This window comes from Corynebacterium macginleyi, from assembly GCF_003688935.1.
Lineage (GTDB): Bacteria > Actinomycetota > Actinomycetes > Mycobacteriales > Mycobacteriaceae > Corynebacterium > Corynebacterium macginleyi.
On record NZ_REGE01000010.1, the window covers coordinates 19013 to 39583 of the forward strand.

The window sequence follows — 20571 nt, forward strand, 5'->3', positions numbered from 1 at the left end:
GTAGATTGCGCCGAAATTAAGGATCCGTGACCAGTTTCGCGTAAATGAGCAGTGTCTGTCTCCTGCCGCGCCGCTGGGATGACTAAGCTTGGGGCCCATTGTGACTACTGATAATACAGCTCCGCTCGCCGTTATCACCGTGACCTATAACCCCGGTGACTACCTGGCGCGCTTTATAGATTCTTTGCCGGGCGCGAGTACCAAAGGTACCCAGGTGGTACTGGCGGATAACGGTTCGACCGACGGCGTCCCCGTAGCTACCGCGGCAGAGGTGGGAAACGTGGATTTCCTTGATACCGGCGGAAATATTGGCTACGGTGCCGGCATGAATGCTGGTGCACGGTGGGTGCGTCGGAACCGGCGCGTAGACGATGAGTTCTTCCTTATCTCTAATCCGGATGTAGTCTTTAGTAAAGGCGCGATTGACCAGATGATCGAGTGCGCTCGCCGGTGGCCGGATGCCGCTGCGGTAGGCCCGCGCATCGTGGAACCAGATGGCAGTAACTACCCGTCTGCCAGGTCGGTGCCGAATATATCCACGGGCATTGGTCACGCTCTATTTTCTTCCGTGTGGCCCTCTAATCCGTGGACGCGCACGTATCGTAATGATGCCAATATGTCCGTTCAACGCCCCGCCGGGTGGCTGTCTGGGTCCTGCCTCTTGATGCGCTGGGACGCCTTTGATGCCATTGGCGGGTTTGATGAGCGCTACTTCATGTACTTGGAAGACGTGGATTTAGGCGATCGTTTCACCCGGGCGGGCTACCAAAATATTTTTTGCCCGGACGCCGTCATTAGCCACGCCAAGGGGCATTCCACCCAAGCACACGCGGGTACGATGTTGCGCGCGCACCATAGCTCCGCGTACCGCTTCCAAGCGGACCGCCACCCGGCCTGGTGGCAGACTCCGCTGCGCGTTGCGCTGTGGTTGGGCTTGCGCGTGCGAGCAGCGGTAACGACCGCTCGCACTAGCTCCGCCAAAGATTCGGAAGGATAAAGCGCGTGCCGTTGACCCTGTTTCTGGACGCGCCCGCATACACTAACCCTCGAAGAACCTCAGGATAAGATTGTCTGTATACAAAGGTTGATTATGACTGAAGCAGCCACCACCCACGGTGCCACTACCGATGCAGTGATTTTGGTGGGCGGGCGCGGTACCCGCCTGCGCCCGCTGACCATTGGTACGCCTAAGCCTATGCTGCCGACGGCAAATTACCCGTTCCTGCAGCACTTGCTCGCTCGCATTAAAGCTGCGGGCATTGAGCACGTGGTGATGTCCACCTCGTTTAAGGCGGAGGTGTTTGAGGAATATTTTGGCGATGGCTCCGAGCTCGGCCTCGATATCGAATACGTGGTGGAAGAAACCGCGCTAGGCACTGGCGGTGGTATCCGCAACGTCTATGACAAACTGCGTAATGACACCGTCATGGTATTCAACGGCGATGTGCTCTCAGGCATGGATCTAGAGGGCATCTTGACCACACACCACAGCAAGGGTGCGGATGTCACCATGCATTTGCTCAATGTGGCAGATCCGCGCGCCTTTGGCTGCGTGCCCACGGATTCTGAAGGCCGGGTCACAGCGTTTTTGGAAAAGACCGAAGATCCACCTACCAACCAGATCAATGCAGGCTGCTACGTCTTTGACCGCTCGGTCATTGAAACCATCCCGGCCGACCGTGTTGTCTCGGTAGAGCGTGAGACCTTCCCGGGTTTGCTTGCCGGAGGCCGCTTGGTTGTTGGTCACGTTGATAATTCCTACTGGCGTGATATGGGCCGTCCAGATGATTTCACCCGTGGCTCGTCCGATCTAGTGCGTGGCATCGCCCCATCGCCGCTGTTGGAAGGTCGCACCGGGGAATCCCTCGTGGAACCCTCAGCGGGCATCGCGGGTGGTGTGCTGTTGCTATCAGGAACGGCGGTGGGCCGCGGCTCCGAGGTGGGTGCCGGTTCCCGCCTTGAGGGAACAGTGGTCTTCGACGGTGTACGCATCGAACCGGGCGCTATTATTCATAACTCCATCATCGCATCGGGTGCGCACATTGGAGCTAATGCGGTCATTGACAATTGCGTCATCGGCGAAGGTGCTCACGTTGGCGCCCGCTGCGAACTCCAAGCCGGTATGCGGGTTTTTCCCGGGGTGACCATCCCCGATGCTGGAATCCGCTTTAGCTCCGACGCCTAACGTCCGCGCTGCTTGTTGCTTGGCTAGGAGTATGGTGCGCAGCGTTTTATGGCCCTTGCCTGCTCGAGTTGGTGGGAGACACGCCGAAGCTTCCTGAAAATTGTTGACAGAAAAACCGGGTGCCACTACATATAGTGCCCCCTACCTTTACCCCCGAAGGGCGTCAGGTGTTACCAATGTGACGGATGGGTTTTGTCTGCAGCGTTTTTGCGATTGAGCGCGAAAAAGGCGCTAATTCGGGTTGACGATATTTAGTGATCCGGTGTGAAATTACACCAGTGCAAGAAACGGCGACCGACGCATCCGTTGTCACGGATGAGATCGCGGACTGACGGTAATTCAGTCGCACGTCAGTCTCGTGTACAGTCGGTTGCACTGATGATGATTACCCAACCTCGGAGAAAGGAAAAGGCGTGGACAAAATGGCTAATAACAACGCCATTCTCCGTGGCGGTGCTGCTGCAGAGGTATCGCTAGATGAACTCTTCGGTGCCGTCGAGCAGGAGTGGCAAGACCAGGCGTTGTGTGCTCAGACGGATCCAGAGGCATTCTTTCCCGAAAAGGGAGGTTCCACCCGGGAGGCAAAGCGAATTTGCCAAGCCTGCGCGGTGCGTGATGAATGCCTGGAATACGCGTTGGAGCATGATGAGCGTTTTGGAATTTGGGGCGGGCTTTCGGACCGCGAACGCCGTCGTCTCAAGCGTGAGATTGGATAATTAGGTAGTGTGCTCTAGCCCTTGGCCGCGCCTTGAGTGGTGCGGCCAAGGGCTAGATGTCTCTTTATGTGTGCCAAAGTGTGCCCTACCAGCTATAGCGTGGGTCTACTTCTTCCGGGGCGAGGTTTAAATAATTGGCCACCAGGGCGGTAATGACCGTGCCGAGAAGTTCTGCCCGCTCGGCGGAAGTGGCGGCACGCTGTTCAATAGGCATGCGGAAGATAACGAGGCGGGCGCGGGTCGGGTTGCCGGCAGAATCGATGCCCGCGGGCACTATGCGCCCGAGCGGCACTGGGCCATCGGCGACGATCTCATCCGGTAGCACCGTCATATCCGCCGAAAGGCGCATGCGGGGGATGGTATCTACCGCGAGGTCGAGCCCGCGCAATTGCGGGGCGAAGGCGTGCTGAATGGGTGCGTAGGCCTCGAGGACGGCGGCATCAAAAAGCTCGCGGGCGCTGCGATAGTGTGGGGTTTGTTGTGGTAGCAAGGGCCCGCGCAGGCCGCGCCCGTGGCGGTCGCGAGCGCTGCGAATATGGGGGCGGGGGCGTGTGGCGGTCATGGCGTTGATTTTAAAGCTCTTGGGCGGCGTAATAAGTCCAGCCACGCCGGGGAAGTGCTGTCTAAATCTCAACCAAGGGTTTAGACTATTCCCCGTGATTGAATCTCGCCATTGCTCCCGCCCAGGCTGCGGCCGATCCGCCGTGGCGACGTTGACCTACGCGTATGCGGATCAAACCGCCGTCGTTGGCCCGCTGGCAGAAGAAGATAACCCGCATAGCTGGGATCTCTGCAGTACCCACCGTGACCGCATTTCCGCGCCGGTGGGGTGGGAGCTGGTGCGCGTAGACCGTATCGAGCTTGATGAGGATGATGATCTTATGGCTCTGGCTCAAGCGGTCAAAGAAGATGGCAGGGTCACCACCGGCCTTGTCGATGACCGCAGCATCGGCTCCGGGGCAGACCCCATCGATTACGCTGCCACCTTCGATGGCGCTAATCCCGCTAATTCCAACCACCCGGTATTTCGCACCCGCCGCGTGGCGTATGCCAAAAACGCGCGCCGCGCCCACCTGTCCGTTGTTCCTGATGTACTCCGCAATGAAAATCTCGCTCAGAAGCAGGACACGAACACTGAGTCCGACTAAGCCCAGTGGTGATCAAGGGGCCGGAAGAAGTCTGCGTGAGGTAGCCTCAGACACGGAAAGAGCACTGCGCTAGATCTCCGCAGGCGGGGAGTATTATTGCGAGGTATGCGAACTCGTGATCATCTTGATGCAGTGATTAAGGCCTATGACGTGCGTGGCGTGGTGGGCGAAGATATCGATGAAGACTTCGTGCGCGATACTGGCGCCGCCTTTGCCGCAATTCTGCGCGAAGAAGGCGAAAACACTGTCGCTGTCGGTCACGATATGCGCCCGTCATCACCTGGGTTAGCGCAGGCTTTTGCTGAAGGCGTGGTGGCCCAGGGTGTAAACGTGACGCTTGTGGGGCTGACCTCTACCGATGAGCTTTACTATGCCGCGGGCTCTATGGGGTGCGCGGGTGCGATGTTTACCGCCTCCCACAACCCGGCGAAGTACAACGGCATTAAGCTCTGCCGCGCTGGTGCCGTTCCCGTGGGGCAGGAGACTGGGCTGGAGCAGATTAAGCAGATGCTTATTGATGGCACCCCAGACTACGACGGGCCTAATGGTGCCATTGCCGAGCAGCAAATACTGACCGGCTACGCGGATTTCCTGCGCCACTTAGTGCCGTTGGAACAGTCTAGGCCGCTAGTTGTCGCCGTTGATGCTGCCAATGGCATGGGCGGGCACACCGTGCCGGCCGTGTTCGATGGCCTGCCCTTCGATGTCCGAGACCTCTACTTTGAGCTCGACGGCACCTTCCCCAACCACGAGGCAAACCCGCTGGATCCCAAGAACTTGGAGGACCTGCAAAAATTCACCGTGGAACAAAAAGCCGATATCGGCCTTGCCTTCGACGGTGACGCGGACCGTTGCTTCGTGGTTGATGAAAAGGGCCAGCCGGTATCGCCGTCTGCCATCTGCGCGCTGGTGGCTAGTCGCTACTTGGATAAATTCCCAGGCGCGACCATTATCCACAACCTGATTACCTCCAAGACGGTGCCGGAGCTCATCGCGGAAAAGGGCGGCACCGCCGTGCGTACGCGCGTGGGTCACTCCTTCATCAAGGCCCAAATGGCTAAGCATAAGGCGGTCTTTGGCGGCGAGCACTCCGCACACTACTACTTCCAGGAATTCTGGAATGCCGATTCTGGCATGTTGGCTGCACTGCATGTTCTGGCTGTGCTGGGCCAGACGGATAAACCGCTCAGCGAGCTCATGGCGGAATACTCCCGCTACGAAGCCTCTGGGGAAATCAACTCCACCGTGTCGGATCAACAGGCCGCTACCCAGGCTGTGCGCGATGAGCTGGAAGATAAGATCGAATCCGTCGATGAGCTCGATGGTGTTACCGTCGAGCTTAAGGGCACAGATGCCTGGTTCAATGTGCGCGCTTCTAATACCGAGCCGCTGCTGCGACTCAATGTTGAGGCGAAGACCTCCGAAGAGGTCCAGCAGATCGTAGACGAAGTCCTCGCTATCATCAGGCGTTAATTACTGAATTACTGCGCGCGGGAGTGGGCTACCATGTCGTCCCACTCCACGTACTTTTTTCGCTCGCGGCCTTCACGTTCGCCCAAGGCTCGCTCAGCGGTATCAAGGCGCTGCCAATCTTGCCACGTGAGGTAGTCGATGCCCTTATCCGCGAAGGCCTCGGTGATGGCCCCGGCGGTGGGGGAAGGTAGTGCGCCTGCGGTGGCATCATCAAGCAACATGCCGATGGTTTCGCTGGCATCAGACTTGGTATTGCCAATTAGTCCCACGGGCCCGCGCTTGACCCAGCCGGTGGTGTAGAGACCAGGCACGATGTTGCCCTCTTTATCGATGACGTGGCCGCCGTCATTGTTGATGACGTTTTTCTCGCTATTAAATGGCACGCCATCTACGGCATCCGAGCGGTAACCCGTGGCAAAGTAGACCGCTTGCACCGGCCAGGTGGTGAATTTACCCGTTCCGCGCACGCTGCCATCGCCGGTTAATTCGGTGCGCTCCGTCTTAATCCCGCTGACCCGGCCGTTCTCGCCGAGGATCTCCACCGGCTGCTCAAATAGGTGAATCTGTAGCGTATGCGGGGCCTGTTTGGGTTCGCGAACTGCATATTGTTCCAGAATCTGGCAGACCAGATCGGTGGACTTGCTGGCAGAACGCGCTTCCAGCGAGGCCTCATCGTAATCAATATCTTCGGGTGAGACGACTACATTGATATTTTCCGAGTGGTCGAGTTCTTTCAGCTCTTGCGGGGTGAACTTAGCTTGGGCGGGCCCACGGCGGCCGAAGATGCGGACGGTGTCGGCTTTATTGTGGGCCAGCGATTTGTAGACGTTATCGGCGATTTCGGTTGTCCTGAGCTCATCGCCAGTCTTCGCTAAGATGCGTGAAATATCCAGGCCCACATTGCCCACGCCGATGACGGCGACCTCACGGGCTGACAGATCCCACTCGCGATCAAAACGTGGATTACCGTCATAAAAGCCTACGAACTCACCGGCGCCGTATACTCCCTGCAACTGTGCGCCGGGGATAGTGCGGTAGCGATCGCCAGTTGCACCGGTGGCAAATACCACGGCATCGTAATGCTTCTGCAGTTCCTCCACGGTGATATCGCGACCGACATGCACGTTGGTGAGCAAGCGAATCTGCTCCCTTCCCAAGATTCGGTTTAAAGATGTAATGATGCCTTTTATGCGTGGGTGGTCAGGGGCTACACCGTAGCGGATGAGGCCGAAGGGGGCGGGCATTTGCTCAATAATGTCGATATGGACATTTCCGCCGGTCTTTTTCACCAAAATATCGGAGGCGTAGGTGCCGGCGGGGCCGGCACCGATGACGGCGACGTTAAAGGGTTTATCTGACACGGTAATTCCGCCTTTCTAGGGTGTGCATTCTCCCGCAACGATGCGAAGAAGAAATAGGCCTGCAACGAATACACATAAATAGACCAAGTAGTTCAATCTGAGGGTCGGTATCGCTCTTAACAGAGTGAACCGTATGGTCTTTTTTAACAAGCGGAAGAATTAGATTCTTTATTAAAGTTTCTTAATTCGCAGGTCAGGCCGTTATGGGGAATGGAAATAAAGCAGACCGCTTTGTCTGTAATGTCTAGACGGGTAGGTTTTGCTTCAACGCTTCGAAAGGGAGGTCTACACGACATTATGGCTATAGCAACGACGACCAAACGCAAGCCCCGTGTTAATAAGCCGGAGGGTCAGTGGAAAATTGACGGCAAAGAACCGTTGAATAATGATGAGGCCATCAAGCAGGACGATGGTGGTCTCTCGGCCAAGCAGCGGGTGATAGACGTCTACTCAAAGCAAGGTTTTTCCTCCATCCCACCGGAGGATTTAGCGCCGCGCTTTAAATGGTTAGGGTTGTACACGCAGCGCAACCAGAACCTTGGCGGGGAAATGACCGCCAAGCTGTCCAATGCGGAACTACAAGACGAATACTTTATGATGCGGGTGCGCTTCGATGGCGGTCGCGCCGATCCAGCCAAGCTGCGCGCGGTCGGAGAAATCTCGCGCGATTATGCTCGCTCCACCGCGGACTTTACTGACCGCCAGAATATTCAGCTGCACTGGATCCAGATTGAAGACGTGCCCACCATTTGGGACAAACTCGAATCCGTGAACTTGAGCACCTTGATGGGCTGCGGTGATGTGCCGCGCGTCATCTTGGGCTCGCCGGTTGCGGGGGTAGCCGAGGACGAAATTATTGACGCTACCCCAGCCATCGAGGAAATCAAGAATAATTACTTGCCGCGCGAGGAGTTTCACAACCTCCCCCGCAAGTTCAAGACCGCCATCTCCGGCAATGCGCGCCAAGACGTTACGCACGAAATTCAAGACCTTGCCTTTGTGGGAGTCAACCACCCTGAATATGGGCCTGGCTTTGACTGCTTTGTGGGCGGGGGACTGTCTACCAACCCGATGCTCTCGCAATCCCTAGGCGCGTGGGTGCCACTCGAGCGCGTACCGGAAGTATGGGCAGGCGTCGCCAGTATCTTCCGCGACTATGGCTTCCGGCGCAACCGCAACCGCGCGCGCCTGAAGTTTTTGGTGGCTAAGTGGGGAATCGAAAAGTTTCGCCAGGTTCTTGAGGAGGAATACCTGGATAAGCCGCTGGCCGATGGCATTCCGCTCGAGGTGCACCCGGGCAACCGCGATCACCTGGGCGTGCACCGGCAAAAGGACGGCAAATTCTACGTCGGCGTCAAGCCCACCGTGGGCCATGCAACGGGTGAACAGCTCATTGCCATAGCCGATGTGGCAGAAAAATTCGGCATTTCGCGCATCCGTACCACCCCGATGAAGGAACTGCTCTTCCTTGACGTCGCGGAAAATGACATTCAGGATCTTTCGCGCGCGCTGGATGAGACGGGACTGTATTCCCGGCCCACCGAGTTCCGCCGTGGCGTCATCTCCTGCACCGGGTTGGAATTTTGCAAATTGGCGCACGTGACCACGAAAGCCCGCGCTATCGAATTGGTGGACATCCTTGAAGACACCTTGGGGGATGTGGATGTGCCCATTTCCATCGCGCTAAACGGCTGCCCTAATGCGTGCGCGCGCTCGCAAGTAGCCGATATTGGGCTCAAGGGCCAGATTGTCACTGATGCCGATGGCAACCGCGTTGAAGGATTCCAAGTCCACTTGGGCGGTGCCCTCGGCCTTTCCCCCGACTGGGGCCGTAAGCTCCGCGGGCACAAAGTGGTCGCCGATGACGTACCGGATTACGTCATACGCCTTGTCAATGAATATAAAGAACAACGCGAAGAAGGCGAACAGTTCCGCCACTGGGTACTGCGAGCGGAGGAGAAAGATCTGCAGTGAATTTCCGCCGTCAGCCCAATCCCAATCGCAATCTTCCCATCTTTTGCCCTTACTGTGCCGGTACCGATCTTTTCCCGGACCAAGAAGATGATTTTGCCTGGAACTGCCAGGAATGTCTGCGAGTATTTTCGGTCCGCTTTCATGGTCAAGACGATGCCCCCGTGGTGCCGGCTCCGGCCGTTTCTTCCACCGAGGCTCTGCAACGCTCCCTAGCCCGTCGCGGGCACTCCACAGCCCCAGCTGATTAAGGATGCGCCATGACCGCACTTATCACCTTGTCTCACGGTTCGCGTCACCCCGGCGCCGCCGACGGCATTGACCGGCTTACCCAAGCTGCGGCAGCCGCAATACCAGGCCGCCCAGCCTATCGGGCGGCACACCTGGAGTTCAACACACCCGATCTCACCGCCGCTGCGGGCGATCTAGCCCGCTGCGGGGAAGACACAGCCGTGGTTATTCCACTGCTATTTACGCAGGGATACCACCAGCGCGTTGACGTTCCCCGTGTCATCGCAGCGGCCGAAGAAGCCGCAGGGCTGCGTTTGGTGCAGGGCGAGTGCCTAGGCGGCGGGGGTGCCGTACGAGACGCGGACAGGAGGGAAGCTGCAGAAGCAGAATTAGCGGCGGTGCTGGCGGCACGCGCCCACCCCAGAGATACTCACCACGTTATCTATGCCGTCGGTTCCTCTCAGGCTGCGGCGAATGACTCTGTTCGCCGGCTCGCGGCTCGAGTATCCCGACTCACCGGTACACCCGCCACGGCCGCCTTCGCTACCCGTGGTGGCAGCAGTGACATTCATGCATTGGCGAGGAGCACTGCACGAATGCGGGTCATCCCGCTTTTTGTTACCGCAGGATTGCTCCTTAAACCACTGTCTTCTACCCCCAGCAATGTCACCGTCGATCCCGTTCTTGGTACCGACCTTGCTGGCATCGTTGCTGCTCGCTACCACATCGCCCAGGAGGTCGGTGTCTTATGTTGACCCTGATTTTAATCGCCGTGGCCGGTGCTGCCGCCCAGCTTGTCGATGGCGGCATCGGCATGGGCTTTGGTGTCACTTCAACCACTATCCTTCTCCTCGCGGGTCTTGGGCCCGCCCAAGCCTCCGCCGTAGTCCACACCGCTGAGCTGGGAACCACCGCAATGTCTGGTCTTAGCCACGCCCGGTTTGGCAATGTGGATTGGAAAACCGTCTTCCGGTTGGGCGTGCCCGGGGCCATTGCTGCGTTTATCGGTGCCACGGTGTTAGCCAATATTTCCACCGATACCGCAGTACCCATTACTGCGCTCATCTTGGTCGCCATCGGCGGGAACCTTATTTGGCGTTTTTCTCGTCCTTACCGGGCGAAGTTTGGACGAAAACGAAGCCACTCCACCCCATTTTTGATTGGCCTGGGTTCCGTTGGCGGTTTCGTTGACTCCACCGGTGGCGGCGGCTGGGGGCCGGTGTCTACCTCGACGCTCATGGCGATTGGCCGCGAGCAGCCCCGCCGCATTGTCGGCACGGTAAACACCGCTGAATTTCTGGTCACACTCGGTGCCACCCTCGGGTTTGTCGTGGGATTGTGGGAGGATATCGTCACCAACCTCTCCGCTGTGGTGGCCCTTCTTATTGGCGGTTGTATTGCTGCGCCAATTGCAGCATGGGTGATCTCCCGGATCGAGCCGGTCGTCCTCGGGGGCCTGGTAGGTACGGCCATCGTGACACTGAATATCGGCAAGGTCTTAGGAGGAATAGAAACCTACTTCGGGCTGACGGTGCCGGGATTCGTCTCCACGCTGTTCATAGTCCTGATCCTCATTGTAGGGATTTCCGCCACCATCCACGGCGCCAGGGCTACCCGGGCAGCCCGGGCGAGGGAGTTGGAAGCCGAAAACGCCGAGATCAAAGCGCATGCGGAATTTCATACCGCAGCCTGTGCACACAGCGCAGCTGGTTCCTCCCAGGACGTGAACGTCGTGGAAGAATCCACACCGCGAGCGGATAATGCCTAAGCCTCACCTAGGCCGAGACGGGCAACCTCGCCAATGACATAAACGGCGGGCGAGGAGACATTATTGTCCTCCATCGTCTGCGCAAGTTGTGCTAGCTCACAGCGAAATTCCCGCTGTGTATCCAACGTGCCTTCCTGAATGATCGCGCACGCTGTTGACCCAGCAAGCCCACCGTCTTGCAATGCCTGGGCGATCGACCGGGCGTTTTTTACGCCCATGATAATGGACAAGGTCGCGCCGGATTGGGCCAAGGTGTTCCAATCCAGGAGTGACTTCTCGTGCCCAGGAGGCAGGTGGCCCGATACCACGGTAAAGCCGTGCACCATTCCGCGCTGGGTAACTGGGATGCCAACGCCGGCGGGCACGGAGATGGCGGAGGTCACTCCCGGAATGACGGTGGTGGGAATAGACGCTTGTGCGAGCGCTTGAACCTCTTCAAAGCCGCGGCCGAAAACGAAAGGATCGCCTCCTTTGAGTCGCGCTACCTTTCGCCCGGAACGAGCGTGCTCGATGAGTAACTCGTTGATCTTATCTTGCGTAATTGACTTCTTGTAGGGCAGCTTGGAGACATCGATAAACTCCTTGGCGGAAATATCGCAGAGCTTATCCAGTTGTGGGGTCGGGCCCAGATGATCGGTGAGGATGACCTCGGCCTCTTGTAAGGCGCGCATGCCGCGAACCGTGATTAGGTCCCACGCGCCAGGGCCGCCACCGATAAGGGATACGGGGTGAATCTGTGCGGACGTCATGTCGCACCATCTTAGTGGGCGCCAGACTATGCTTGAACGATATGGATAACGGTTTCACGGATGGTTCCGCCTATGACACTGAAATGGTGCGATTTTTTGATATCGCCCACGAAGGCGCGCAGATTCGTTTGCTCGCTGGGCAGTTGGAGCGCTGGGGTGAAACCCTCAACGGATTAAATCCCCGCTCCTTGGTTATCCTGCCTACTGATGCCATCGCCCGCGAGGCAGCGCACCTCGGTGTAGGTTTGGCAGAACCGCTGCGCATCCCGCTGGTGGTGACGGAATCGCTGCCGCAATACGTGGGGGCGCTTGATATCGTCGTGGTGGTGGGCGAGCCCGCAGAGTGCGAGTGGGCGTCCCGTGCGCTTATCGCGGCGAGCCAGCGCGGCGCGACCACCATTCTGGTCGGCCCGACAAACGGTCCCTTGGTAGAGGATTGCCCGGAAGACACCGTGATTGCCCCGACGCTGCCCACCGTAGAGGGCTGCTCACCGGCGCGTTTTATCATGGCCTTGTATGCGCTGTGCAGCATCGTGCATACCTCCCCGCACGCGGTGCGCGAGGAGTTAGAGGACATTGCTGCCGCAGTGGATCGTGAGATCGAGCAGCTTTCCCCAGAACGGGATGATTCCATCAATCCGGGCCGGCAGCTGCGCGAATACTCTGAGGGCGCGCGGATTATTCATTCCTGTGTTTTTGATCCCTATGCGTATGCTGAGCGCCGTGATCGCGCTCACATCGATACCTTGGTTGCCCGTATGGCCGCGACCATCTGGGCTGTGCACGGTTTACCCGGCACCTTTGTTGAGCCCGCTGATCTGCGCGGCGCACTCGACCGGGATGCCGAATCAAGCATGGCGCCCGCGCCTGTCGATGACCTCTTCTACGACCCCTTCATCGACGGTGCTGGCGCGGATGCACCTCTGATACCCTTGAAAGTGATTTTCTGGGGGCAGGAAGAGGCGAACCTGCCTAACTCTTTTACAGTCCGCAGTTATGATTCGGAACCGGGTCTTGGGCTTCTTGCCCGCTCACTGCAGCTAATTACGCGGAGTTTTGCCGCGACCGCCTACGAAGTTTCTAAAGGAAAGAAATAAATGCAATTACTGGAAGGTGCAACCCGCAATTATTCGTGGGGATCGCGCACCCTCATCCCTGAGCTACGGGGTGAGGAAACCGCAGAAAAGCCGGTGGCTGAACTCTGGTTCGGTGCCCACCCGGGCGGTCCCTCGATGGTGAGTGGCCAGCTTCTCAACGACGTTATTGCGGCGGATCCTGAGAGCCAGTTGGGTACGCGAGTCTATAAAAAATACGGTGAAAACCTGCCGTTCCTGCTGAAGATACTCGCTGCCGAGGATCCGCTATCTTTGCAGGCCCATCCCTCCAAGGAGCAGGCCGAAGAGGGTTTTGCCCGCGAAAATGAGGCGGGCATCGCGCTGCAGGCCGCGAACCGCAACTACAAGGACGATAACCACAAGCCAGAACTTATCGTGGCGCTATCGGATTTCTATGCCATGGCAGGGTTTCGCCCCTTGGCGCACACCCGCGAGCTCTTTGCCGCCCTGCAGTGCCCGGAGCTCGATCGCTACCTCGCTATGCTTGAGGATGACCCCGCGGAATCCTCCGAGGCTGCCAACCTCCGGGTGCTTTTTACCACGTGGATTACCATCCCGTCGGCCAAGCGCAAGGAGCTTATTAGAGCCATTATTACCGCCGGTGAGCGTCTGATTGCCGCCGATCCGACGGATTGGAAAGCACGGGTCATGGCGACGGTGGTAGACCTTAATGATCGCTATCCCGGTGATATCGGCGTGCTCGGTGCTCTCTTGCTTAACCACATCGAGCTTGCTCCCGGCGAAGCCGTCTATCTCGATGCCGGCCAGCTCCATGCTTATGTCTCCGGGCTTGGAGTAGAAATCATGGCCAATTCCGATAATGTCTTGCGCGGTGGATTGACCCCGAAATTCGTGGATGTACCAGAGCTGGTAAAGGTCTTGACGTACGCGGCCGCCAATGAGCCGCGGGTACAGCAAAAGGATAATCAGAACCAGGATAATGTCCACGACGCCGAAGCCTGGTCCTATCCGGTGCCCATCGATGAATTCTTGCTCGACCGCGCGGAGCTCGGGCCGAATTCTTCCGTTGACCTCGATTATGATGGTCCTACTATCGTCCTGTGTACCGCTGGATCGCTGAAATTGCGCAATGCCGCGGGAGAGGAATTGATCCTATCCCCGGGCCAGGCCGCGTGGTTGCCGGCGTCCGATGGTAAGACTACCGCCCAAGCTCACGCTGCACATCACACACATCCTGAGGCTCGTACAGCGCAATTGTTTATCGCCCGCGTTTGACCTTTTCACTGCGTCGCCTTGTTGGAATATCCCAGTAGGGGGGACAATTTCAGGTGCCGGCCAAATTCTGGCCGGGCGAATTCTCTCCATCCATTGCACTAGCTGCTTTGCAGAGTAGGCCTACGGTAGAAGAAGCGCCTGCAGAGCCTCCTGCTTCCGGGAGATGCGCTGGCTTTTTGGTTGCCAGGTTATTGCGTAGGGGCTAACTATTCTGTTGCTTCTGGCTCGGCGTGGGATTTATTTTTAACCTGCGGTGTGCTGTAAGGCGTGACCGCTTCTGCACCGCGTACCTCTGTTGTGGCATGAGGAGGCTCCGGGGTGCGCTGCGCGCTCGGCTCAGTAGGTGGCTTTTGCGGAGACTGAGTCGATGGCGGGGCCTGGTTGCCGGATTCAGAGGGCTCTTGCGGTTGAGCGGGCTCGCCGCCGCCATCTGTCTGACCAGGCCGCTCTTCGCCCGGGGCAGGGATGGGCGCCGGTGAGCTCGGTGTTGGTTGATCCGGGACTGGCTGCAAGGTGCTAGCGCCGTTACCATTTTGTGGGGACTGCTCACCCTGGTTGGACGGGGCATTGTTAGCGGAAGCGTCTGGTGCGGCCACATTTCCGGGGCGGTACACCTTGGTAGGGCGGTTGGTTGCGCTGCGATGCGTGACGGCATTGGGCGCCAGGTAGGGGTCCGTCGATTCCGGGTGCTTGTGGTCTGCGTCCCTGGTGTCAGAAAAGACTTTCGTGGGGGAGGGTTTCTCCCTCGAAGGCTTTTTATGCGACGTTGATGTCGTCGATTTTTCGGTGGAAGTATGTTCTGGTGCCGCGGTAGAGGTGGGGAGGTTATTCGCAGCGTTGGAGTAACGAGCGCTCGGGGTACTCATACGCCATACGCCCAATCCCACGACGACGGCGGCGATAAGGCCGAGCACGATGAATACATACACGCGACGTGAATCTGGTTCCATCGTGCTCTCCTTTCCTAGGTTGCACAGGGTGGGTAACAAGTTGATAATAAGACTATCATGTATTGAAATCTCTGCGACATACTGCAATTTTCGTGAAATGTTAACAATGCGGAGATAGGATTCTGCACTTTTGATGCAATCTTTTTAATACCCTATTTTTGTGTAAGGGAAAAGCGTGTATAAATGGCGCTAACACGTAAAAGGAGTGAGAGATGAGCAGTTGGGACGAAGAGATCTTTAGTACCGATGTCAACGTGGATTTTCTAGATGAATTGGCAAACCTCGATGAAGAAGGGGTAATCCGCGCGGTGCAGGATGCCTGCGAGATGGCACGCAGCAAGGATGATTTAACCGAAGAGGAGCAACTCAACGCCCATGCTGCGGCCACGATCGCCGCTATCTGGGCAGGCGCACCATTCAGTGCTAGAGAGACAGTCGAGGACTACCCCTACATTAGAGACTTGGTGGGAACCGTTGACGATACCCTGACCGACAACGCCCTCGAGATCCTGGACGCCGTCGAGGAAGACTACGACGTGGAACCATTCATCGAGGCACTTTCTTAAAAAATCCCCTTCGCCGGTGCCATAGGCACCGCCTGGGGGCAGAAAGGATTCTGCGAAACTCACCATGCTCATAAGCATTGAAGGAATTGACGGCGCCGGAAAAAATACGCTTGCGACCGCAGTGCGCAACGCCGTCGATATGCCGGTAAAAGTCGTATCTTTTCCGCGCTATGAGGCATCTATCCACGCGCAGCTTGCGCGTGCGGCGCTTTACGGAGAGATGGGCGATCTCACGGATTCGGCTTACGCTATGGCCACGCTGTTTGCCCTTGACCGCTTTGCTGTAAAGGAGGAATTGCTCGCGGCGAAGGAAAGCCGCGAGGTAGTGATCCTAGACCGCTACGTCGCCTCCAACGCCGCCTATTCCGCGGCCCGGTTACGCGACGATAGCCTCTTCCAGTGGGTACACGACCTCGAATTTGGCACTTTGGGATTGCCGCAGGCGGACCTGCAGGTGTATGTGGATATGTCGGTTGAGGTGGCATCGGCAAGAGCGCAGTCCCGTGCTGCAGCCGATTCCACCCGCGAGCGCGACCATTATGAACGCGATGGGGGATTGCAAGAGCGTACCGCCGCCGCCTACCGGCGCCTAGTCGAGTCTGGCTGGGGTGGGTGCTGGATCGCTACCGCCGATGCGGATACTATTACGACAGCGATACATGACCTTGTAGGAGATTAAAACGTGGCGCCAACGATTTTGGTCGTGGATGATGATCCAGCGATCTCGGAAATGCTGACGATTGTCCTTGAATCGGAGGGATTAAATCCTGTGCCAGTCATGGACGGTAATGATGCCGTTCTTGCCTTCCGTGAGCACCAACCAGACCTCATCCTTTTGGACCTCATGCTGCCGGGGATGAATGGGGTGGATATCTGTCGCACCATCCGGCGCGAATCCGCGGTGCCCATTGTCATGCTTACCGCCAAGACCGATACCGTTGATGTGGTTTTGGGCCTGGAATCTGGTGCGGATGATTACATCACCAAGCCTTTCAAACCAAAAGAGCTCATCGCTCGCATTCGGGCGCGTCTGCGCCGGACCGAATCCGCCGCGCCGGAAACCCTTGCCGTTGCTGACCTGGTCATAGACGTCACGGAACACACCGTACGCCGTACCGATGGCACCGAATTAAACCTAACTCCGCTGGAATTCGATCTTTTGTTGGAAATGGCGCGCCACCCAGGGCAGGTACATACTCGTGAAGCGCTGCTGGAATCCGTTTGGGGCTATCGTAATGCCTCCGATACTCGTTTGGTCAACGTACACGTGCAGCGCCTGCGCGCCAAGATCGAGCATGACCCGGAAGAACCGCAGATCGTGCTGACGGTGCGTGGCGTAGGGTATAAGACCGGCAAGACCGGTTCCGGGGGGTAAAGAAACATCAGAATTCTAGACCGAGTGCGGCGCATTCGTGACGCCACAGTAGATACACTGCGCACCTCATTGCAGGCGCGCGTTATTGGCATGATTGTGGTCGCTTCCTCGGTGGTCATGATCATCTTGGCGTATGCCTTGGTCTCCGTGCTGACTCAGCGGTTGGTATCCCAAAAAGAAGACGTCGCGCTGCAAGAACTCGACCGCGCCCGTCGCGCGGTGGAACAGCACATTGATGCCACTAGCTCGGCTAACTCGGTGCAGGCGCGTATTAATTCCGCGCGCGCCTCCTTGGATCAGCTTTCTGCGCAACAAGGCGACGCGCAGGCGGTTTATGAACCTGTCATCGTAGTGGAAAACCAGGATGGATCCATCACCACCTCGCCGGAGGAATTCCCAGTGCCGGAACAATTACGGCAGATGGTGGGCCAGGACCAGATTGCGAAGCAGTATTACCCGGTACCGCGCGGCAATGGGACATACTATAACGCACTTATGGTGGGAACCCCCACCGGTGTAGAGCTCCCGAACTTGCAGGTTTACCTGGCTCTTTCCATGGAATCGGAAGAGTCCACGATGGCGCTTATGCGCGGTCTGCTCTCTGCTGCCGGCGTGGTGGTTGTGGTTCTTCTGGTAGGCATTGCCTGGTTGGCTACCCAGCAGGTCATTACCCCGATCAAATCCACGTCCCGCATTGCCCAGCGCCTGGCTGCCGGCCACCTCAAGGAGCGCATGGCCGTGGACAGGGACGATGAGATGGGTCGCCTTGCCGCCTCCTTTAATAATATGGCGGATAAGTTATCCTCGCAGATTGCGCAGCTGGAGGAATATGGCGATTTGCAGCGGCAATTTACTTCCGATGTCTCACATGAGCTACGCACACCCATTACCACCGTGCGCATGGCCGCCGACCTCATTGAATCCGAGTCTGATAGTCTGCCCGCGGGCGCGCAGCGTGCTTCCAAACTTATGTCCAGGGAGTTGGACCGCTTCGAGGATCTGCTCGCGGATTTGCTGGAGATTTCCCGCTACGATGCCGGCGTGGCGGACTTGTCCACCACGACCATCGACCTGTCTTCCTGTGTGGATGCTGCATACCGCCAGGTCGAGCACCTAGCCCAGAAGCTCGGCGTGGAGGTCGTTCGTAATATGCCGGATGAGCGGATAACCATTGAGGCTGATTCGCGCCGCATCGAGCGAATTTTACGCAATCTTTTGGCCAATGCCATCGATCACTCGGAGGGCAAATCCGTGCAGATTGATGTCGCTGCGACGGATAAGGCCGTTGGCGTTGCGGTTACGGATCACGGTGTGGGCCTCAAACCCGGCCAAGAAGAGCTGGTATTCAACCGTTTTTGGCGTGCGGACTCTTCCCGCAAGCGCCACTCTGGCGGCACTGGTCTGGGCCTTGCCATTGCTCGCGAGGACGCGGTACTGCACGGCGGCACGCTCGATGCCTTTGGCGTCTTTGGCTTCGGGTCCCGCTTCCGACTGATCATCCCACGCGAGGCGAATACCGAGATTGGTGAAGAGCCTATATCCCGAGAAATACCAGGTGCCCCGAGCACAGGTTCGGACTCTGCGCGTGATGCGCTTGCTGATGCGCCTTCTTCCGCTGACTCCAGCGGCGTAAGCGGCGCCGCTGCCGCTGCGGCTGGCGGTGGTTTTGCGGATACTGGTACCGCGAAAACGCGGCCAGTGGGAGCTGGAGCAGTAGAAGATGAAGGCAAGGGTGCTGCAGGTGGGGCATTGCCTAATAATAGCTCGGTGATAGGCCGCGGAATGGGTATTGACGCCAACTCCGCCGGTGTAGCCGAGGCCGATGGAATCCTATGGCCCTCTCAACGTGAGCGCAATCGCGGGGCAGGGTCACCGGAGAGCCGCTCCTATAAAGCACCGGATCTTAAGGGAGATAAATAAATGAAATTTATCGTACCGAACGGGTGGCGGCGATGCACCGCAGTGGGCGCGGTGGCGGGGCTACTTTGTGTTAGCGGCTGTTCAACTTTGCCGCACGATACCAGCCCTCAGGTTGTCGGTACCTACCATAAACAGGCCGATGGCCCGGAAGAAGTCATTGCCCCCGAAGTTGGGGCGGACCCGGACCTTACCCTGCGCGATTTTTACCGCGCGGCGGCTATTCCAACCAATGAGCATGACGCGGCCCGCGGGTTCCTCACGGATACCATCCGCGGGGCCTGGGATGCCTCGGGGGATATCATGGTGGTTGATAGTCTGGATATAGTTACCGCGCCCCATAAGAAGCAAAATACAGCGACGGAGGCGCGCTCATTTACAGTGCGGGGCACCATCATCGGACGGCTAAAATCAGGTGGGGCTTATGTGTCGGAAAATGAGGCCTACGAAGCTACCGTTTACATGAAAGTGGTGGATAATAAGTGGCTCATTGATGGGCTGCCAGCCGGGTTGGTTATTGAGCGTAATGAGCTGCGCAATCATTACACCCCACAATCCCTCTACTTTTATAAGCAAACCGATGACGTGCTTGTTCCTGACCGGCGGTGGCTATATAAAGACACCGAGGAGTCCGAGTCCACGCTGGTTACCCTGCTGATGGAAGGCCCATCCAGCAGTATCGCCCCTGCCACTCACCGGGCGGGGGATGAGAAGGTCACCTTTGCCGGCTACGACAATCAAAACGGCTACCAATTCGAGGGCTTATCGCATCTGGATGAAAATGATCGGGCCCGTTTTGCTGCGCAATTGGTCTGGACACTCTCGGATGCTGGACATATGGGCCCATTCAAGATCAAGGCCGATGGCAGTAATTTGGTAGAGGGAGTCGACACTGTCAGCGTAGACGATTTTGCTTATTATAATCCCAAGGTCAATAGCAATTCCCTGTCTACGCTGTATGCCTTGAATGAGGGCAATGTGCTGGAGGTAGATAGCGGGGTGGCCGAGCCGATTAAAGGGGATTTGGGCTCGAGCGGTAACGTGCAATCGGTGCAGCTTACCGAGTCTGGCATGATTGCAGCGGTCAGTCGAAAGCCTAGCGGTGACTTCAAGCTGCAAATGGGCGAAATCGGGTCCGCCCTCCAGGATTCGGTTGAAGGTACGACGCTGGCGCGGCCCACCTTTGAATACAATGGGCAGACCGTTTGGACTGTGGTCGATGGTGACCGCATCGTGCGCGTCGTGTATTCCAAGACCACCGGACGGCTTTCGGAATCCGAGGTTGATGCCCGCAGCATCGAAGATATCGATGGCGAGATTTCCGTTATCCGCCTATCCCGTAGTGGCGCACGCGTGGCGATGATCATCGATGGCCACGTCTATATTGCTGCGGTGGCCCAATCCAGCAGTGGTGATAAGCGCATTGTCAATGCCCGCGAGGTAGGTTCTGAGGTATCCGGATCGGCACTATCACTGGATTGGAATAACGATGGCTCGCTTATAGTCGGCACGTCTTCTGGGCAGTCTCCGGTTTGGCGCATCGAGCAGGATGGTTCCTCGGCGTCTACCATGCCGACGGGTAATATTAGCGCCCCAGTAGTGGCGGTGGCTACCTCGCCATCGAAGCTTTATATTACGGATTCCCATGCCATGCTGGAACTTCCTGCCACCGTAGGAGATGAAGTCAACTGGCGCGAGGTGCCGGGGCTGCAAGGACGGCGTTCTTCACCTATCGTGTCCGATTAGAAGGCGGCTGCGCTAAGCGCGGCGCCGCGAAAGGCCAGCCGGGGGATGAGGTGTGGTGCGCAGT

20 protein-coding genes are annotated in these 20571 nt (G+C 57.7%); 16 read left to right on the forward strand and 4 right to left on the reverse strand.

What is annotated here, in order from left to right:
• Positions 1-88: 88 nt before the first annotated feature.
• The 3 genes from D9V82_RS07715 (at position 89) to D9V82_RS07725 (ending at position 2901) form a co-directional block, all read left to right on the forward strand.
• Positions 89-997, forward strand: coding sequence for a glycosyltransferase family 2 protein (locus D9V82_RS07715; RefSeq protein ID WP_121911832.1), 909 nt, complete (start codon positions 89-91; stop codon positions 995-997).
• A gap of 93 nt (positions 998-1090) precedes the next feature.
• The gene (gene manB / locus D9V82_RS07720) at positions 1091-2185 is read left to right on the forward strand and encodes a mannose-1-phosphate guanylyltransferase (protein WP_121911833.1); all 1095 of its coding nucleotides are present in this window, start codon (positions 1091-1093) and stop codon (positions 2183-2185) included.
• Between the two features lie 422 nt (positions 2186-2607).
• Entirely contained in the window at positions 2608-2901 is a 294-nt protein-coding gene (locus tag D9V82_RS07725; protein WP_005277485.1) for a WhiB family transcriptional regulator, read from the forward strand.
• 85 nt (positions 2902-2986) lie between these two features.
• On the opposite strand, the gene D9V82_RS07730 is transcribed toward D9V82_RS07725, so the two are convergent.
• Positions 2987-3463: a metallopeptidase family protein gene (locus D9V82_RS07730; protein WP_121911874.1), complete on the reverse strand. Its 477-nt coding sequence runs from the start codon at positions 3461-3463 to the stop codon at positions 2987-2989.
• A gap of 94 nt (positions 3464-3557) precedes the next feature.
• Between D9V82_RS07730 and D9V82_RS07735 the strand changes: the two genes are divergently transcribed.
• Together D9V82_RS07735 and D9V82_RS07740 are read left to right on the forward strand one after the other, a co-directional pair.
• Complete coding sequence (locus tag D9V82_RS07735) at positions 3558-4049, forward strand: DUF3499 domain-containing protein (RefSeq protein WP_121911834.1); 492 nt, start codon at positions 3558-3560, stop codon at positions 4047-4049.
• A gap of 105 nt (positions 4050-4154) precedes the next feature.
• On the forward strand, positions 4155-5522 hold the full coding sequence (locus tag D9V82_RS07740) for a phosphomannomutase/phosphoglucomutase (RefSeq protein ID WP_121911835.1): 1368 nt from the start codon (positions 4155-4157) through the stop codon (positions 5520-5522).
• A gap of 8 nt (positions 5523-5530) precedes the next feature.
• Here the strand turns inward: D9V82_RS07740 and D9V82_RS07745 are convergent, their stop codons facing one another.
• The gene (locus D9V82_RS07745; protein ID WP_121911836.1) at positions 5531-6883 is read right to left on the reverse strand and encodes an FAD-dependent oxidoreductase; all 1353 of its coding nucleotides are present in this window, start codon (positions 6881-6883) and stop codon (positions 5531-5533) included.
• Positions 6884-7180: 297 nt separating this feature from the next.
• Between D9V82_RS07745 and D9V82_RS07750 the strand changes: the two genes are divergently transcribed.
• The 4 genes from D9V82_RS07750 to D9V82_RS07765 are packed head-to-tail and all read left to right on the forward strand — an operon-like array spanning position 7181 to position 10853.
• A complete protein-coding gene (locus tag D9V82_RS07750) occupies positions 7181-8857 on the forward strand; it encodes a nitrite/sulfite reductase (RefSeq protein WP_167449756.1) in 1677 nt (558 codons plus the stop codon).
• Complete coding sequence (locus tag D9V82_RS07755) at positions 8854-9105, forward strand: hypothetical protein (RefSeq protein WP_121911837.1); 252 nt, start codon at positions 8854-8856, stop codon at positions 9103-9105. Before D9V82_RS07750 ends, D9V82_RS07755 begins: the two co-directional genes overlap by 4 nt.
• 9 nt (positions 9106-9114) lie before the next feature.
• Positions 9115-9840, forward strand: coding sequence for a sirohydrochlorin chelatase (locus tag D9V82_RS07760; protein ID WP_121911838.1), 726 nt, complete (start codon positions 9115-9117; stop codon positions 9838-9840).
• The gene (locus D9V82_RS07765) at positions 9834-10853 is read left to right on the forward strand and encodes a sulfite exporter TauE/SafE family protein (protein ID WP_121911839.1); all 1020 of its coding nucleotides are present in this window, start codon (positions 9834-9836) and stop codon (positions 10851-10853) included. Before D9V82_RS07760 ends, D9V82_RS07765 begins: the two co-directional genes overlap by 7 nt.
• Here D9V82_RS07765 and cobA read toward each other — a convergent pair.
• Complete coding sequence (cobA, locus tag D9V82_RS07770) at positions 10850-11602, reverse strand: uroporphyrinogen-III C-methyltransferase (RefSeq protein ID WP_121911840.1); 753 nt, start codon at positions 11600-11602, stop codon at positions 10850-10852. The genes D9V82_RS07765 and cobA overlap by 4 nt on opposite strands.
• A 41-nt stretch (positions 11603-11643) precedes the next feature.
• Between cobA and D9V82_RS07775 the strand changes: the two genes are divergently transcribed.
• Both D9V82_RS07775 and manA read left to right on the forward strand, forming a co-directional pair.
• Positions 11644-12699, forward strand: a complete 1056-nt coding sequence (locus D9V82_RS07775; protein WP_121911841.1) for an exopolyphosphatase — start codon at positions 11644-11646, stop codon at positions 12697-12699.
• On the forward strand, positions 12700-13953 hold the full coding sequence (gene manA, locus D9V82_RS07780; protein ID WP_121911842.1) for a mannose-6-phosphate isomerase, class I: 1254 nt from the start codon (positions 12700-12702) through the stop codon (positions 13951-13953).
• A 206-nt stretch (positions 13954-14159) separates the two neighbouring features.
• Here the strand turns inward: manA and D9V82_RS07785 are convergent, their stop codons facing one another.
• Entirely contained in the window at positions 14160-14903 is a 744-nt protein-coding gene (locus D9V82_RS07785; RefSeq protein ID WP_234457438.1) for a hypothetical protein, read from the reverse strand.
• A gap of 212 nt (positions 14904-15115) precedes the next feature.
• Between D9V82_RS07785 and D9V82_RS07790 the strand changes: the two genes are divergently transcribed.
• The 5 genes from D9V82_RS07790 (at position 15116) to lpqB (ending at position 20507) form a co-directional block, all read left to right on the forward strand.
• Entirely contained in the window at positions 15116-15469 is a 354-nt protein-coding gene (locus D9V82_RS07790) for a DUF4259 domain-containing protein (protein ID WP_121911843.1), read from the forward strand.
• Between the two features lie 64 nt (positions 15470-15533).
• The gene (locus D9V82_RS07795) at positions 15534-16148 is read left to right on the forward strand and encodes a dTMP kinase (protein ID WP_121911844.1); all 615 of its coding nucleotides are present in this window, start codon (positions 15534-15536) and stop codon (positions 16146-16148) included.
• Between the two features lie 3 nt (positions 16149-16151).
• Positions 16152-16844 (forward strand): MtrAB system response regulator MtrA, encoded by a 693-nt coding sequence (mtrA, locus tag D9V82_RS07800; RefSeq protein WP_121911845.1) that lies wholly within the window; start codon positions 16152-16154, stop codon positions 16842-16844.
• 90 nt (positions 16845-16934) lie between these two features.
• Positions 16935-18764: an MtrAB system histidine kinase MtrB gene (gene mtrB / locus D9V82_RS07805; protein WP_121911876.1), complete on the forward strand. Its 1830-nt coding sequence runs from the start codon at positions 16935-16937 to the stop codon at positions 18762-18764.
• Entirely contained in the window at positions 18765-20507 is a 1743-nt protein-coding gene (gene lpqB, locus D9V82_RS07810; protein ID WP_121911846.1) for an MtrAB system accessory lipoprotein LpqB, read from the forward strand.
• Positions 20508-20571 lie beyond the last annotated feature (64 nt).